The following is a 15,865-nucleotide window of genomic DNA, read 5'->3' as shown; positions in this document are numbered from 1 at the left end:
CCGCCGATGCTCATTCGTTACAATTATGTAACGAATTAATGGCGCGGCACACTAGGACGGAAACGACGCTAGGCGACTGCGGCGGCCGGCGGGAACCGTGTTGACGCTTTCTTTACGCAGTGCGCCTTCGCTGCACGGTCGTGCGCAGGGTCGAGCGGAAGATGCTCAGCCGGGCAGCTCGATCGTCGGAAGGCGCACCCGGAAGACGGTCCGTCCGTCGGCGGATTCCGCGGCAACCGAACCGCCGTGCGCGGTGACGATCGAGGCGACGATCGCCAGACCCAACCCGTTGCCGGTGCCGTCGGAGCGGGACCGATCGCCGCGCACGAACCGCTCGAACAGGTGCGGCAGGAGCTCCGGGTCGATGGCGGGCCCGTCGTTGGCGACGGTCAACTCCGCGTAGTCGGCGTGGCCGTCGAGCCGGTGGCGCGCCACCGTCGTCGTCACCGTCACGCCCGCGGGGGTGTGCACGTGCGCGTTGCGCAGCAGGTTGCTGACCAGTTGGTGCAGTCGGTCGCGGTCACCGCGCACCCACACCGGCTCGTCGGGCAGGTGGGTGAGCCAGCGGTGCGTGGGTGCGGCCACCGCGGCGTCGTTCACCGCGTCGATGATCACGTCACCGACATCGACGTCTTCGGACTGCAGGTCCTGGCCCTCGCCTAACCGCGACAGCAACAGCAGTTCGTCGACCAGTGCGGTCATTCGCTGTGCTTCGGACTCGATGCGGGCCAGCGCGTACTCGGTGGTCGGCGGCAGCGCCGAGCTGTCCTGGCGGGTGAGTTCGGCATAACCCTGGATCGCGGCCAGCGGGGTGCGCAGCTCGTGGCTGGCGTCGGTGATGAACTGGCGCATCCGGCGGTCGGATTCGGCGCGCTGCGCCAGCGCGCTGTCGACGTTGTCCAGCAAGCGGTTCAGGGTGTGCCCGACGATTCCGACCTCGGTGTCGGGGTCGGTGTCGCCGGGCTGCACCCGGGTCGTGATCCGGTGCTCGTCACCGGTCAGCGACATGGCGGCCACCTCCGCGGCGGTCGCGGCGACGCGGCGCAGCGGGCGCAGCGCATAACTGACGACCGAGACGGTGAGTCCGGCGGTGATCACCAGCGCGGCCGCCAAAAGCACTGTGGCGATGAGTGTTCGGCGGGCGATGGTCCGGTTGGCGAGATCCAGCGAGACCCCCACGACCACGCGGTCAGCCCCGACACCGTGGCTGCCCACCCGGAATGAACCCAGGCTGCCCAGTGTGACCGCGCGTGGCGGGCTGTCGCGCCAGGGTTGTGCCTCGATAGCCGCGACGACATCGGGCGCGGCGGGTCGCGGGGCGTCTTCGAAAAAGACCGCCGAGCCGATCACTTTCCCGTTTTGCAGGACCGCGATGACGTTTCCGGCGTTTTGCCCGGTGAATTCCAGCATCGCCTGCCCGATCGGCCAGCCGGCATGCGCGCTTTCGCCGCTGCGATACCGGGCGTAGGAGTGGGTCAGTGCGTCCAGCGATTCGGCGACTTCCGCGTCGTTCATCGTCGTGACATACCCGCGCAGGCTCAGCACCGAGACCAGACCCACCGCCACCAGCACCACGCAGACAACGGCCGACACGCCCAACACCAGCTGTCGCCGCAGTGATCGGGGATGCCACCACCGGCCCGGGGTCATTCCGGCGGTCGCAGCGAGTACCCGACACCGCGCACGGTGTGGATCATCGGCAGCCGGCCGGCGTCGATCTTCTTGCGCAGATATGAGATATACAGATCGACAATGCTGGTCCGGCCGGCGAAGTCGTAGTTCCAGACCTGGTCGAGGATTTCCGTGCGGGCCAGCGCCCGACGCGGATTGCGCATGAGGAATCGCAGCAGTTCGAACTCCGTGGACGTCAGCGGGATCGGCGTGCCGGCGCGGGTGACTTCGCGGGCGGCGCCGTCGAGGGTGAGGTCGCCGACGGTGAGAATCTCCGCGGGTGGCGGGGCCGACTGGCCGGTACGGCGAAGCAGTCCGCGCAACCGGGCGACGAGTTCTTCGAGACTGAACGGCTTGGTCATGTAGTCGTCTGCGCCTGAGGTCAGGCCCGTCACCCGGTCCATCACCGAGTCCCGCGCGGTGAGAAACAGCGTCGGGGTATCGGCCTGCGACTCCCGCACCCGCGCCAGGATGTGCAGTCCGTCCATGTCGGGCAGCATGATGTCGAGCACCAGCACGTCGGGGCCGAACCGCTCGAACGTGGTGACGGCGTCGCGGCCGTTGTGCGCGACCTCGACCTGCCAGCCCTCGTAGCGCAGCGCCATCGTGACCAGGTTGGTCAGTGCCGGCTCGTCGTCGACCAGCAAAACCCGGATCGGCGATCCGTCGGCCCGGCTGATGCGGGGCAGCCGTCCGAGGATGGCCTGCCGGGGCCGCTGGTCGCGCTGCTGACCCGTGGTTGCCGTCATGTCCCTACATTGTCCCGAATTCCCATGCCCGCTGATGGCATTGCCGCGGCGGCTCATAGCGTTTTCATATTTTACGGCACCGGCCCGGTCCCGTCGCGGCATGCCGGATTTGCGTTTTCTATGCATCCGGTCAACCGGCTTGAGAAGACACGTTCATGCGAAAAATACTGGGCCGCATAGAGGTTCTGTAAAGAGTAAGGAGAGCAATGGATTTCGGTGCGCTGCCACCGGAAGTCAACTCCGGGCGTCTGTATGCCGGGCCGGGTGCCGCGCCGATGCTGGCCGCCGCGGCGGTCTGGGAGACGTTGGCGCTGGAGCTGCAGTCCTCGGCGACCAGTTATGACGCGGTGATCTCCGGGCTGATCGACGGCCCGTGGCAGGGCCCGGCCTCGGCGGCGATGGCCGCTGCGGCCGCACCGTACGTGCAGTGGTTGAGCACGACCGCCGGCAAGATCGAGCAGGTCGCCGGCCAGGCCCGGGCGGCGGCCGGCGCCTACGAAGCCGCGTTGGCGATGACGGTGCCCCCACCGGTGATCGCGGCCAACCGGGCACAGCTGGCCGCCCTGGTAGCGACGAACTTCCTGGGCCAGAACACCCCGGCGATCATGGCCACCGAGGCGCAGTACGGGGAAATGTGGGCCCAGGACGCCGCCGCCATGTACGGCTACGCCGGCCGCTCCGCGGCCGCCGCGACGCTGCCCCCGTTCACCGCGGCGCCGCGCACCACCACCAACCCGGTGGGTCCCACCATGACGGTTCCGCAGATCTTGCAGGGACTGACGCAGCCGGCGCAGTCGACATCGGTCACCGGGATGGCGGTCGGCGGCGCGTCGGCGGCGTCGGCCGCGTCTTCCCCGGCGAGTGCGCTGACGGCGTTGGCTAGCGCGCCGGGCAAGACCGCCGTCAAAAGTGCCACGGCGAGCACGGGTAGCGCCGCAGCCGGCGTAGGGGGCCTGGCGTCGTTCCTGGAGTCGCCGGCCGGTGTGGCGTTCGGCGTGGGAACCGGCGTGGGCGCCGACGCCGGCGGGGTCGCCGCCGACGTGGGTGGACTCGGTATGGATTTCTTCGGGGTCGGGCTGGATTACACGGGCGTGTCGACGCTGTCGGAAGGGGCCGGCGCGGTGCCGGCCCTGGCCGGGTTGGGCGCCGAGGGCCAGGCCTTGGCCTCGCTGACCGGACTGACCGGTCTGACCGGCGCCGGTGCGTCGGTGAGTATGGGCCAGGCGGCGTCGCTGGGTGGCGCGCTGTCGGTGCCGCAGGCCTGGGCGGCCGCGGTGGAGGCGGCGCCGATCAGTCCCGCCGCCGCGATGGCGTTGCCGGCCGCTCATCTCGGCAGCGCCGCGCCGGCCGTGTCGACCGCGGCGCCCGGCACGCCCAGGCTTCCCCTGGTGAGCATGGCCGGGCGTCACGACGACGGCCTGGCCGCGCTCATCGACGCACGCCCCCGGGTGATACCGCACTCGCCGATGGCGGGGTAGATCACCGGGGCCGTCAGTGCTGCGCTATCCGGCCACGACGGGACGGACCATCACGGTGGGCTTGACGCCGTACCGCGGCGCACCGAACCCGAAGCCCGCGCGCCCGCCCGAAGCGACGGCCGGCATACCCGCGGGCACGGCTTCGACTGGGGTGTTCTCGGCGGCGGTGCTCCAGCCGGTGCCGGCCAGCGTCACCGAACCGGTACCCGCCGGGGTCGCCGGCGACCACGCGGCCGGGACCGACAACCCGCCGACCGCGGATGCCTGCCCCGCCGACACCAGGACCGGCGCCGCGCCGACGCCGGTCGTCGCGACCGGGACCGCCGGCGCCGCGGCGTTCGCCAATCCCGTGGTCCCCAAACCTGCCGCCAAACCGTCGACACCGCCGATACCCGCACCGTGGGCGTTGGCCAACCCGACGGCCGTCGTAATACCGGCGAACATGTTCCAGGCCCCGATGTTGCCCAACATGCCGGTGTAGGTTTCGGCTCCGTTCCAGATCCCGATGTTTTCGGTCGAGTTGATGAGTTCCGACAGCAGGCCGGCCGGTGATGCCGCCGCCGACGTTCCGGTCGATCCGGCCAGCGGGGACGCCAGTGCTTGCATGGCGGTGGGCAGGTTGGCGACCAGCTGGGACAGCCCGGTCTGCGTGCCGGCGGTCGACACCGCGGCGGCTTGGCCCGCCAGCCCGGCCGGGTTGGTGGTCGGAGTCGGGGAGGTCAACGGCCGCAACACCCCGGCGCTGGCCGAGGAGCCTGCGTAGCCGTACATGGCGGCGGCGTCCTGGGCCCACATTTCGGCGTAGTGCGCCTCGGTGGCCGCGATGGCGGGCGTGTTCTGGCCCAGAAAGTTGGTCGCGACCAGCGCAGCCAGCTGGGCTCGGTTGGCGGCGATCACCGGCGGCGGCACGGTCATGGCAAACGCCGCCTCGAACGCCCCCGCCGACGCGGCGGCCTGCGCGGCGGCCTGCTCGGCGGCGGTGGCGGTGCAATTCAGCCAGGCCAGATAGGGGGCGGCCGCGGCGGCCATCGCCGCCGACGCCGGACCCAGCCACTCCTCGCCGCTGAGCGTGGAAATCACCGACTCGTAGGCGCTGGCCGCCGAACTCAATTCCGCGCCGAGGCTGTTCCACGCCGACGCGGCGGCCATCATCGGCGCCGAGCCCGGTCCGGTGTACATGAGCGCCGAGTTTACTTCCGGGGGCAATGCTCCGAAGTCCATCATGGTCAATCCTCCAATAGTTAATCGTCTGCGGGCGAATAGGATTCAGGCGCTACACGACGCTGGGCCGCGGCATCACGGTCGGTTTGACGCCGTAGCGCGGCGCCCCGAAGCCGGCGGTCTTTCCGGCCGTGGCCACCGACGGCAGGCCGGTCGGGAGGGTGTTCACCGGGGTGCTGTGCGGGGCCGCGGCGCTCCAGCCCGCCGACGTCGCCGGTATGGAGCCGGCCGCCGGGCCGCCGGCCGCAGCCCAGCTGGGCGGCACCGACAGAGCTCCGATCGAGGGTGCCTGGCCCAGGCCGGCTACCACCGGCGCACCAGCGGCGCCGCCCGCAGCGGCCGGCGCCGCGGCACCGGCCAGCCAGGTCTCCGGGATGCCGGCGGTGGTCAGTGTGCCCGGAGCCAGGAAGCCGGCGCTTCCCAGCTGCAGCAGGTCGGAGGCGGCGGAGCCGAAATTGCTCAGCTGCATGATTCCGACGATGCCGCTGTTGCTCGCCGCGCCGGGCACCAGTTCGTATGCCCCCTGGCCCGTCAGCAAACTGATGAGCCCCAGCCCGGACCCCGACGATCCGGCCGCCGTCGAGTTGGCGGCCTCGGTAGCGCCGTACGAATTCGCGCTGGTTGTCAGGGTGTGCACGAACATCTCGTGGATGGCCGCCGCCTGGGCGCTGATGTGTTGGTAGAGGGTGCCGTAGGCGGAAAACTGCGTCGCCTGCAGTGCCGACACCGCGTCGGCGGCCGCGGGGACCACACCGGTGGTCGGGGGTGCCGCCGCCGCGTTCTCGGCGCCGAGCGCCGAGCCGATTCCCGCCAGCTTGCCGGCCGCCGCGGTCAACGCCTCAGGTGCCGTGGTGACGAAAGACATGACTTCTCCCCTCAAAAAAGGCCGGCCCGCCAAGGGTCGGCTAGTGACTTGGGCAGGGACCTAGCAGGGACTTGGGCAGGGCACTACCGAGTCACCCTCCACAGTTGCCCGTACGGAAGGTTAGTGTGAGAAGTCGTTAACGTTTTCCTAACGCCCACCAGCGTGTTTTTAACGCTTTGCCGACATCGGCGTCGTGCGGCGTCAGGCGGCTGACGCCGAACCGATACCCGCCCAGGCTGCCGGCGGCGGCCGTCGCGCCGCAGGAGGTGTGGCCACCGAAGACGCCCCGGGAGGCTTATCAGAGATGCCAACTCCACCTGGTGAAAGTTCCTTAACGGCTTGTTAATTGATGGGCGGTAAGACTTGACGCGGCGACCGTGGACACATTGCTGTCATTGTTGCCGTCGTTGTCCACGCGCCGCGCGACACCGTGCGGCGCGACGAGCAAACGGCGGCGAACCGGTCCTGCCGTGTCGACTCCGGCGGTTGCGCGTTACATTCGCCGCCGAGCCCCCATAGCCCAATCGGCAGAGGCAGCGGACTTAAAATCCGTCCAGTGTCGGTTCGAATCCGACTGGGGGCACGCGACCCGGTGCCGGAGTCCGGACATGCGGGCAAGACGTTTGACGCCGGCCGGCCGTGACCAGCGCGCGGCGGGGTCGTGGTGGGCGGGGCGGGCAGCATCTCTGAAGCGCGCCGCCGGGGAATCCCGGCAGCGCAATTTCTGTGATGTCGGCTACAACGCGCGGAAAACGTCGCCTTTTCGACGTAGGTTCGAATGTTGAACTCGCGCAGACCAGCGCCGTCGCGACCAGGTGGGCATAGCGGCGCGCCTAGTCGGTATGCGTGCCCGATGCTCGGGGTGATGACCGAAAGCGCAGGTACCGCCGTGGGCGATGTCAGCTACTCTGCAGTGGCTCGAATCGGGGTACGCCCGGGTGCCGTCAGCGGGATAGCCGTGACGCCGCACGGGGGCACGCTGATGGTCACGCAGCACGCCGACGACAGCGTCTCGTCGCTCGACACCGACACGTGCACGCGCAGCTGGACCCTCGCCGGAGTCGGCGAACCGTTCGCCATCGCGATCGCCGGCGCCCGGGCCTATGTCAGCACGGTGTCGGCGGCCTATGACTCGATCCTGGTGATCGACACCGGCACCGACCGGGTGATCGGGGATTACCCGGTGGCGCACAGCGTCCGCGATCTCGCGGCGAGCCCGGACGGCCGGTACGTCTACGCCTGCCGTGCCGCGGCTCTCGGAGCCGACGTTGCCGTGATCGACACCGCCGCCGAACGCGTCGACGCGATAAGTCTGACGGCCGGCGGGGCAGAGCCCGGAGCCATTCCGGACTGTGTGCGGGTGAGCCCGGACGGGTCCCGGCTTTACGTCGCGGTCCAGTGGCCCACCGGTGCGGAGCTCACCGTGATCGACACCAACCGGTACCGCGCGCTCGGCACGATCGCGATCGGCCCCCCGATCCGCGACGTCGCGCTCAGCCCGCACGGCGACCGGGCTTACGTGCTCGGTTGCGGCACCGACCTCGGCGCGGTGGTCCACGTCGTCGACACCGGCAGCGGCGCGGTGATCGGCACCGCCAAGATCAGCGACGTGGGCGGTCTTGTCACCCAGCTCACGCTGAGCCGTGACGGCGAGCGGGCCTACCTCGTCGACGACGAGAGCGTCCTCGTCCTGAGCACGCACAGTCTCGGCGTCGTCGACGCCATCGCTGTCGCGGACCACCCCTCGTGCGTAGTCGAAAGCCCCGCCGGTGACTACCTCTACGTCGCCGACTACGCCGGCACCGTCAACGTGCTGGCGATCAGCTGTACCACCACCGCGGCCCCGCTGCCCGAGGAGGCCGAGGTCGCCCTGCTTGAGCTGCTGCAGGGGCAGCCCGCCCTGATCTGACCGGCGGGTGAACCGGCGCGTGCCGGGAAACATAAGCTGTACGTCGATGCTCAGCACCATGCAGGACTACCCGTTGACGATCGCGTCGATACTGCGGTACGCATGCGGCGTCCACGGAGCCCGCCGTGTCACCACCGCGACCGGTACCGGTTACCGCAGCTGCAGTTACGCAGAACTGGGTCGGGAGGCCGCGCAGCTGGCGAACGCGCTGCGGCGCCTGGGCATCACCGGCGACCAGCGGGTCGCCACCTTCATGTGGAACAACCAAGAGCACTTGGTGGGCTACCTGGCGATCCCGGCGATGGGAGCGGTGCTGCACACCCTCAACATCCGGTTGTTCGCCGACCAGATCGTCTATGTCGCCAACGAAGCCGAAGACCGGGTCGTGCTGGTCGACGCGTCGTTGGCCACACTGCTGGCGCCGATACTGGGCCGGCTGGCCACCGTAGAGACCGTGATCGTCGTCGGAGAGGGTCCCGAAGAGGCTGTTGCCGCCCTGCAGGAGTCGGGCAAGACCGTGGTGCGCTACCGCGACGTGATCGCCGCCGAGTCGACCGAGTTCGGCTGGCCCGACGTCGACGAGAACTCCGCGGCGGCCATGTGCTACACCAGCGGCACTACCGGCAACCCCAAAGGGGTCGTCTACAGCCACCGGTCCAGTTATCTGCACACGATGGCGACCTGCACCAGCAACGGGATCGGGGTCGGTTCCGGCGACTGTGTTCTGCCGGTGGTGCCGATGTTCCACGCCAACGCCTGGGGATTGCCGTATGCGGCACTGATGGCCGGCGCCGACCTGGTGCTGCCGGATCGCCACCTCGATGCGGGGTCGCTGGTCGCCATGATCGAGACGGTGCGCCCGACCGTGGCCGGAGCGGTGCCGACGATCTGGAACGACGTGCTGCACTACCTGGAGCGAGAACCCGCCCATGACCTGTCGTCGCTGCGGCTGGTCGCCTGCGGCGGCTCGGCTGTCCCGGTTTCGTTGATGCGCACGTTCGAAGACAAATACGGTGTCCAGATCCGCCAGTTGTGGGGGATGACCGAGACGTCGCCGATGGCCACCATGGCGTGGCCACCGCCGGGAACGCCGCCCGAGGAGTACTGGGCGCTGCGCGCGACCCAGGGCCGGCCGGTGTGCGGTGTCGAGGCCCGCATCGTCGACGACAACGGCACCGTGCTGCCCAACGACGGCGTGGCCGTGGGCGAACTGGAGGTTCGTGGCCCGTGGATCACCGGTTCCTACTACGGGGGTGTCGACCAGGCCAAGTTCGCATCCGGCTGGCTGCGCACCGGGGATGTGGGCCGCATCGACGAGCGTGGTTTCATCACGCTGACCGACCGGGCCAAGGACGTCATCAAATCCGGCGGGGAATGGATCTCCTCCGTCGAGCTGGAGAATTGCCTGGTCGGCCATCCCGACGTGGTCGAGGCCGCGGTGGTCGGGGTTCCCGACGAGCGCTGGCAGGAACGGCCGCTGGCGGTCGTCGTCGCCAAGGATTCCTCGGTCAGCGCCCATCAGCTCGCCCACCAGCTGCGGAACTACCTCGCGGACAAGGTGGTTCGGTGGTGGTTGCCGGAACGCTGGACCTTTGTCGAGGAAATTCCACGCACCAGCGTCGGCAAGTACGACAAAAAGGCCATCCGGGCCCGGCATGCCGAAAGTGGCTACCGGGTCGTCGAGGTGCGCGATTGAGGAACCGGCGCGCGCGGACGCGCGATCGCATGGGCTGGTGCTGCTCGCCTGCTGTTTGGTCGCCGCCCAGAAAGCTGTCAGGCTGAAGAGATGTGCCGCCTGTTCGGACTGCATGCCGGAACCGCTGTCGTCGACGCCACCTTCTGGCTGCTGGATGCCCCGGACAACCTGGCCGCGCAAAGCAGAAAGAATCCGGACGGCACCGGGCTGGGCGTGTTCGACGGGGCGGGCCGCCCGCAGGTGCGCAAGGAACCCGTCGCCGCCTGGCACGACGTCGGCTTCGCCACCGCGGCCCAGGAGCTGACCGGTACCACGTTCATCGGGCATGTCCGCTATGCGACGGCCGGATCGCAGACGCTGGTCAACACCCATCCGTTCCTGCAGGCCGGGCGGATCTTCGCGCACAACGGGACGCTGGCCGGTCTCGAGGTGCTCGACCGGCGGCTGGCTGACGTCGGCACCGCCGGCCTGGTGCTCGGCCAGACCGATTCCGAACGGGTGTTCGCACTGATCACCGCCTCGATCCGGGAGTGCGACGGTGACGTGCGAGCCGGGTTGCTCGACGCAGTGGCCTGGTTGGCGGCCCAGGTGCCGATTTATGCGCTCAACGTGTTGCTGAGCACGGCCACCGATATGTGGGCGCTGCGCTATCCCGAGCCGCATCAGCTTTACCTGCTGGACCGTCGCGACCCGCCCGCCGATGCTGCATTCCACCTGCGCACGAACCGGATTCGGGCGCACTGCGAGCACTTGCGGGCCCGGCCTTCGGTGGTGTTCGCCAGCGAGCCGATGGACGACGACCCGGGCTGGCAGCTGATCTCGCCCGGGGAACTGGTGCACGTCAACGCCGATTTGCAGATCAGACGTGACCTGGTGCTGCCCGATCCACCGCGATATCAGCTGCGCCGTTCGGATCTGAGTCCGGCGGCAGCGGCCGCCCAGCAGGGCTGACCACGTGGTCCAATGCGCCTGTCGAGGTGATCAGCGGTCGGTCGCGGGCACGGTTTCCAGGTCGTCGAGTGCGCGGGCGGCCAGACCGCGGCCGATGTCGATCACCTCGGCCGCGCGGTGGAATTCCAGGCTGCGGCAGGCCGATCGGGGCACCTCGATCAGCACGTCGGGCGGGTACGCGGCGAGGATGTGGCGGGCCAGCGCGGCCTGGGCGATGTCGATGGTGCGGTTCATCACCTCGAAACGGCCGCCCAGTTTCGGAGCGTCGGCCTCGTCGGCCTGGCCCGCAGCGTCCGCGGGCTCCCCGGCGGCGCCGAATCGGTTCAGCACTGCCCGCGATCGGGCGGTGGTGGCCTCGAACAGTGTCGACGTGCTGCGCACCATCCGGTTCAACCAGTCCGCCGCGGGACTGGTGTCGGCCTCGCGTTCGGCACCGCTCTCGCTGCCGTTGAGGCTCACCGCGATCGCCAGGTCCGCGTTGATCGCGGCGATCGGCGCCATCGGCAGCGGGTCGAGGATTCCGCCGTCTGCGAGCAGCCGTCCGTCGATCACGTACGGGGCGATCACCCCGGGAATCGCGATCGAGGCCCGGATGGCCTCGTCGACCGGGCCCCGCTGCAGCCACACCGACCTTCCGTTGATCAGATCGGTCGCCACCGCGGTATAGGGGATCGGCAGCTCCTCGATGTCGACCGGACCGAGGATCTCGCGCACGGTGTCCAAGATCTTCTCCGCCCGCAGCACCCCGGCCGCGCTGATCGAGGGGTCCAGCAGCCGCAGCACGGCCCGCTGGGTGAGCGCCCTGGCCCACTCGGCGAAGTCGTCGAGCCGTCCGGCCGCCTGCAGGCCGCCGACCAGCGCGCCCATCGAGGAACCGGCCACCCCGACGATCCGGTAGCCGCGCTCGCGCAGCTCATCGATCACCCCGATGTGGGCGTAGCCGCGCGCACCGCCGCTGCCCAACGCCAGCGCCACCCGGGGCCCGGGCCCGCCGACGACGCGGCGGGGATCGACGGGTGCGGCATCGGCCATACCCTCATTCTGCGGCAGCCCAGCGGCCGTGACGCCAGCGTCACGATCGGCGCGCGGGCCTAGCGGTGGGTGAACTTCGGCGGCCGCTTCTCGATGAACGCAGCCATCCCCTCGGACTGGTCGTCGGTCGCGAACGCCGCGTGGAACAGCCGACGTTCATAGAGCAAACCCTCGGCCAGCGTGGATTCGAACGCCCGGTTGACGGCTTCTTTGGCCATCCGGGCCGCCGACAGCGACATGCCCGCGATGGTGGCGGCGACGGCCTTGGCTTCGCTGAGCAGATCGTCGGCCGGGACGACTCGCGAGACCAGCCCGGCGCGTTCGGCCTCGGCGGCGTCGATGCTGCGGCCGGTCAGGATCAGATCCATCGCTTTGGCCTTGCCGATCGCGCGAGTCAGGCGCTGTGAGCCGCCCATGCCGGGCAGCACGCCGAGTTTGATCTCCGGTTGGCCGAATTTCGCGGTGTCGGCGGCGATCAGCACATCGCACATCATCGCCAACTCGCACCCGCCGCCCAGCGCGTGTCCCGCCACGGCGGCGACCGTGGGCGTGCGAACAGCCGCAAATTTACCCCACGGGGCGAAATAGTCGGCGGCGAAGACATCTGCGAATCCCAACTGCGACATTTCCTTGATGTCCGCGCCGGCGGCGAATACTTTCGCCGAGCCGGTGATGACGATCGCGCCGATATCGGTGTCGTCGTCGAATCCGGCAGCCGCACTGGTCACTTCGTTCATCATCTGGGTGTTGAGCGCATTGAGCGCCTGCGGTCGGTTCAGCGTGATGACACCGACCCGCCCGTCTCGTTCGACCAGGATGGTTTGATAAGCCGCATCTGCGGTCATGGCTTCTCCTCGAACGTCAGGTCCGGTTCTGCGGGGGCGAAGTAGGCTTCCACGTCGGCTGCGCTGACCTCGGCCAGGCTGGCCGGCAACCACTTCGGGTTGCGGTCCTTGTCGATCAGCTGTGCGCGAATACCCTCCACCAGGTCGTGTGAGCGCAGCGACGCACAGGACACCCGATATTCCTGCGTGAGAACGTCTTCCAGGGTTGCCAGCTTTGCGGCTCGGCGCACCGCGGCCAGCGTGACAGACAGCGCGATGGGGGAACGGGTCGCGATCACGTCGGCCGCGTCGCGGGCCGGGCGGGCGCTGTGGCCGCGCAACGCCGCCACGATATCGGCGACGGTGTCGCCGCTGTAGCAGTCATCGATCCAATCCCGTTGTGCGACAAGGTTGCTCGGCGGTGGCTCGACCGCGTGTTGGGCGAGTGCGCGCTTCACTCCGTCGTCGACGATCGACCGGCGTAGTCGCTGGAGCTCCTCATGCGGAACGTAGTGGTCGGCGAATCCGAGCGCGATCGCGTCGGCGCCGGAAAACGGTGCGCCGGTCAGGGCGGCATGCAATCCCAGCAACCCGGGTGCCCGGGACAGCAGAAAGGTGCCGCCCACGTCGGGAATGAACCCGATACCCACCTCGGGCATCGCCATCGTGGTGGTGTCGGTCACCACCCGGGTGTTGGCGTGTGCGCCGACACCGACGCCCCCGCCCATCACGATGCCGTCCATCAGCGACACATACGGCTTGACGAACCGGCCGATTTGGGCGTTGAGCAGATACTCGTCGTGCCAGAACTGCCGGGCGGCGACCCCGTCGGCGCGGGCGCTGTGATAGATCGCCACCACGTCGCCGCCGGCGCACAACCCGCGGTCCCCGGCCCCGGACAGCACCACCGTGCGCACCGCGTCGTCACTGCCCCACTCGGCGAGGACCGCGCTGAGCACGGTGACCATGTGCTGGTTCAACGAGTTGATCGCCTTCGGGCGATTGAGGGTCACAAAACCGACGCCGTCCTGCACGCGGGTCAAGATCTCGTCGGATTCGCCCGTCACGGGTGCGGTCTCCCCTCGTTAAATCTTGGCCAACTCCTGAGGAATCTAGATCGTTACCCGCTGCGCCCTGACCGCGGGTAAGGTTTAGCTAGACCAGTAGCTAGACAAGATCGGCCAACACCTGGGAGATTTGGACCTGGGAGATTTGGACCTGGGAGATTCTGGGAAATTCGGCGGGAACCAAACCACGACCACAGGTCGTTGACGAGATGTAGCTCAGCCCAAGACCAGAGCATATGAAGAGAGGATCCGACGGTGCGGGAGACTAGCAACCCGGTATTTCGCTCGCTGCCCAAACAGCGGGGCGGATACGCGCAGTTCGGCCCTGGTATGGCCGGCGGTGCCGCGACCATGTATGGGCAGCCTGACCCCTATGCGGCCCCGTATCTCGATCAGCGGGCCGCTGTCGCCCGCCCGCTGACGATCGACGACGTCGTCACCAAGACCGGGATCACCCTGGCGGTGCTGTCGGCGGTCGCCGCGGTGTCCTACTTCCTGGTGGCAGGCAACCAGGCCTGGGCCGGTCCGTTCACCTTCGTCGGTGCTTTCGGCGGTCTGGGACTGGTGCTGCTCGCCACTTTCGGGCGCAAGCAGGACAACCCGGCCATCGTGCTGACCTACGCCGCGCTGGAGGGCCTGTTCCTGGGCGCCATCTCCTTTTTGCTGGCGCACTTCGCGGTATCGACCACCAACGCCGGGGTGCTGATCGGGCAGGCGATCCTGGGAACTCTAGGGGTCTTTGTCGGTATGCTCGTGGTCTACAAGACCGGTGCGATTCGTGTCACCCCGAAATTCTCCCGGATGATCGTTGCCGGCCTGTTCGGTGTGCTGGCGCTGATGCTGGGCAACCTGGTTCTGGCGATGTTCGGTGTCGACCACGGGCAAGGCCTGGGGCTGCGCGGCGGCGGCCCGCTGGCGATCATGTTCTCGCTGGTGTGCATCGCGTTGGCGGCGTTCAGCTTCCTCATCGACTTCGACGCGGCCGATCAGATGATCCGCGCCGGCGCGCCCGAGAAGGCGGCCTGGGGCATCGCGCTGGGCCTGACCGTCACCCTGGTCTGGCTCTACATCGAGATCCTGCGGCTGCTCAGTTATCTGCAGAACGACTAGCCAGCCAGCACGTGAAAGCCCGGGCGTACACCGCGCCCGGGCTTTCGGGTCGATCGCGCTCAGGCCAACCGCTCGATGATCATCGCCATGCCCTGACCGCCGCCCACACACATCGTCTCCAGGCCGAACGTCTTGTCGTAGGTCTGCAGGTTGTTCAGCAGCGTGGCCGTGATCCGGGCTCCGGTCATCCCGAACGGATGGCCGAGGGCGATCGCGCCACCGGAGACGTTCAGCTTGTCTTCGTCGATGCCCAGCTCGCGCGCCGAAGCGAGCACCTGCACTGCGAACGCCTCGTTGATCTCGAACAGGTCGATGTCGGCGACCGACATCCCGGCGCGGGCCAGCGCCTTGTTGGTGGCCTCGATCGGTCCCAGGCCCATGATCTCCGGGGACAGCCCGCTGACTCCGGTGGCCACGATGCGGGCCAGCGGGGTCAGGCCGAGCTGCTTGGCCTTCTGCTCGCTGGTGATCACCACCGCGGCCGCGCCGTCGTTGAGCGGGCAGGCGTTGCCCGCGGTCACGGTGCCGTTCGGCCGAAACACCGGCTTGAGCTGGCTGACCTTCTCATAGGTGGTGCCGGGCCGCGGGCCGTCGTCGACGCTGACCGTGCTGCCGTCGGGCAACGTGACCGGCGTGATCTCACGCTGGAAAAAGCCGCTCTTGATCGCCTCCTCGGCGCGGTTCTGGCTGCGCACTCCCCAGCGGTCCTGGTCCTCCCGGCTGATCCCGGTCAGCAGCGCGACGTTCTCGGCGGTCTGGCCCATCGCGATGTAGACGTCGGGCAGCGTGCCGTCGGCCCGCGGGTCGTGCCATTCCTCGGCGCCGGCCGCCGCCGCGGCCGACCGTTGCTCTGCCTCGGCGAACAGTGGATTCTTGGTGTCGGGCCAGGAGTCCGCAGTGCCGCGGGCGAACCGGGACACCGTTTCCACCCCGGCCGAGATGAACGCGTCGCCCTCGCCGGCCTTGATCGCATGAAAGGCCATTCGGGTGGTCTGCAGCGACGACGAGCAATACCGGTTGACGGTGGTGCCCGGCAAGAAGTCGTAGCCGAGTTCGACGGCGACCACCCGGGCGATGTTGAAGCCGGACTCGCCGCCCGGCTGGCCGCACCCCATCATCAAGTCGTCGATCTGATGCGGGTCGAGTGCGGGAACCTTGTCCAACGCGGCGCGCACGATCTGAGCGGCCAGGTCGTCGGGCCGCATGCTCACCAACGAGCCTTTGGCCGCGCGTCCGATCGGGGAGCGGGCGGTGGAGACGATGACAGCTTCCGGCACGGTCGAGTCCTTCCG

General features: G+C 68.9%; 13 protein-coding genes and 1 tRNA gene. 6 read left to right on the top strand and 8 right to left on the bottom strand.

Annotation, left to right across the window (positions count from 1 at the left end; all coding sequences use genetic code 11):
* Positions 1-165: 165 nt before the first annotated feature.
* Both F6Q13_RS07595 and F6Q13_RS07590 read right to left on the bottom strand, forming a co-directional pair.
* The gene (locus tag F6Q13_RS07595) at positions 166-1,650 is read right to left on the bottom strand and encodes a HAMP domain-containing sensor histidine kinase (RefSeq protein ID WP_293054675.1); all 1,485 of its coding nucleotides are present in this window, start codon (positions 1,648-1,650) and stop codon (positions 166-168) included.
* Complete coding sequence (locus F6Q13_RS07590; protein WP_293054673.1) at positions 1,647-2,420, bottom strand: response regulator transcription factor; 774 nt, start codon at positions 2,418-2,420, stop codon at positions 1,647-1,649. Before F6Q13_RS07590 ends, F6Q13_RS07595 begins: the two co-directional genes overlap by 4 nt.
* Before the next feature lie 206 nt (positions 2,421-2,626).
* On the opposite strand from F6Q13_RS07590, the gene F6Q13_RS07585 reads away from it, so the two are divergent.
* A complete protein-coding gene (locus tag F6Q13_RS07585; RefSeq protein ID WP_293054671.1) occupies positions 2,627-3,898 on the top strand; it encodes a PPE family protein in 1,272 nt (423 codons plus the stop codon).
* 24 nt (positions 3,899-3,922) lie between these two features.
* On the opposite strand, the gene F6Q13_RS07580 is transcribed toward F6Q13_RS07585, so the two are convergent.
* Positions 3,923-5,119, bottom strand: a complete 1,197-nt coding sequence (locus F6Q13_RS07580) for a PPE family protein (protein ID WP_293054683.1) — start codon at positions 5,117-5,119, stop codon at positions 3,923-3,925.
* A 52-nt stretch (positions 5,120-5,171) separates the two neighbouring features.
* Positions 5,172-5,984, bottom strand: coding sequence for a PE domain-containing protein (locus F6Q13_RS07575; protein ID WP_293054669.1), 813 nt, complete (start codon positions 5,982-5,984; stop codon positions 5,172-5,174).
* A 509-nt stretch (positions 5,985-6,493) separates the two neighbouring features.
* Between F6Q13_RS07575 and F6Q13_RS07570 the strand changes: the two genes are divergently transcribed.
* The 4 genes from F6Q13_RS07570 (at position 6,494) to F6Q13_RS07555 (ending at position 10,540) form a co-directional block, all read left to right on the top strand.
* Positions 6,494-6,567 (top strand) — tRNA-Leu (locus tag F6Q13_RS07570).
* A 282-nt stretch (positions 6,568-6,849) separates the two neighbouring features.
* The gene (locus F6Q13_RS07565) at positions 6,850-7,893 is read left to right on the top strand and encodes a YncE family protein (RefSeq protein WP_293054668.1); all 1,044 of its coding nucleotides are present in this window, start codon (positions 6,850-6,852) and stop codon (positions 7,891-7,893) included.
* A gap of 46 nt (positions 7,894-7,939) precedes the next feature.
* Complete coding sequence (locus tag F6Q13_RS07560; protein WP_293054666.1) at positions 7,940-9,589, top strand: long-chain fatty acid--CoA ligase; 1,650 nt, start codon at positions 7,940-7,942, stop codon at positions 9,587-9,589.
* Between the two features lie 90 nt (positions 9,590-9,679).
* Positions 9,680-10,540: a class II glutamine amidotransferase gene (locus F6Q13_RS07555; protein WP_293054664.1), complete on the top strand. Its 861-nt coding sequence runs from the start codon at positions 9,680-9,682 to the stop codon at positions 10,538-10,540.
* A gap of 30 nt (positions 10,541-10,570) precedes the next feature.
* On the opposite strand, the gene F6Q13_RS07550 is transcribed toward F6Q13_RS07555, so the two are convergent.
* From F6Q13_RS07550 to F6Q13_RS07540, 3 genes are read right to left on the bottom strand one after another with little or no spacing between them, the layout of a single operon-like run.
* Positions 10,571-11,572: a patatin-like phospholipase family protein gene (locus F6Q13_RS07550; RefSeq protein ID WP_293054662.1), complete on the bottom strand. Its 1,002-nt coding sequence runs from the start codon at positions 11,570-11,572 to the stop codon at positions 10,571-10,573.
* 59 nt (positions 11,573-11,631) lie between these two features.
* Entirely contained in the window at positions 11,632-12,417 is a 786-nt protein-coding gene (locus tag F6Q13_RS07545; protein ID WP_293054660.1) for an enoyl-CoA hydratase, read from the bottom strand.
* Complete coding sequence (locus tag F6Q13_RS07540; protein ID WP_293054658.1) at positions 12,414-13,463, bottom strand: enoyl-CoA hydratase/isomerase family protein; 1,050 nt, start codon at positions 13,461-13,463, stop codon at positions 12,414-12,416. The genes F6Q13_RS07545 and F6Q13_RS07540 overlap by 4 nt, the downstream gene beginning before the upstream one ends.
* 255 nt (positions 13,464-13,718) lie before the next feature.
* On the opposite strand from F6Q13_RS07540, the gene F6Q13_RS07535 reads away from it, so the two are divergent.
* Positions 13,719-14,573: a Bax inhibitor-1/YccA family protein gene (locus tag F6Q13_RS07535; protein WP_293054656.1), complete on the top strand. Its 855-nt coding sequence runs from the start codon at positions 13,719-13,721 to the stop codon at positions 14,571-14,573.
* Positions 14,574-14,632: 59 nt separating this feature from the next.
* On the opposite strand, the gene F6Q13_RS07530 is transcribed toward F6Q13_RS07535, so the two are convergent.
* Complete coding sequence (locus tag F6Q13_RS07530) at positions 14,633-15,850, bottom strand: acetyl-CoA C-acetyltransferase (RefSeq protein ID WP_293054654.1); 1,218 nt, start codon at positions 15,848-15,850, stop codon at positions 14,633-14,635.
* Positions 15,851-15,865 lie beyond the last annotated feature (15 nt).

The sequence above is a fragment of the Mycobacterium sp. genome, from assembly GCF_008709575.1.
GTDB lineage: Bacteria > Actinomycetota > Actinomycetes > Mycobacteriales > Mycobacteriaceae > Mycobacterium.
The sequence above is the reverse complement of the archived record's forward strand: the minus strand, read 5'-3'. Positions and strand labels throughout refer to the sequence as shown.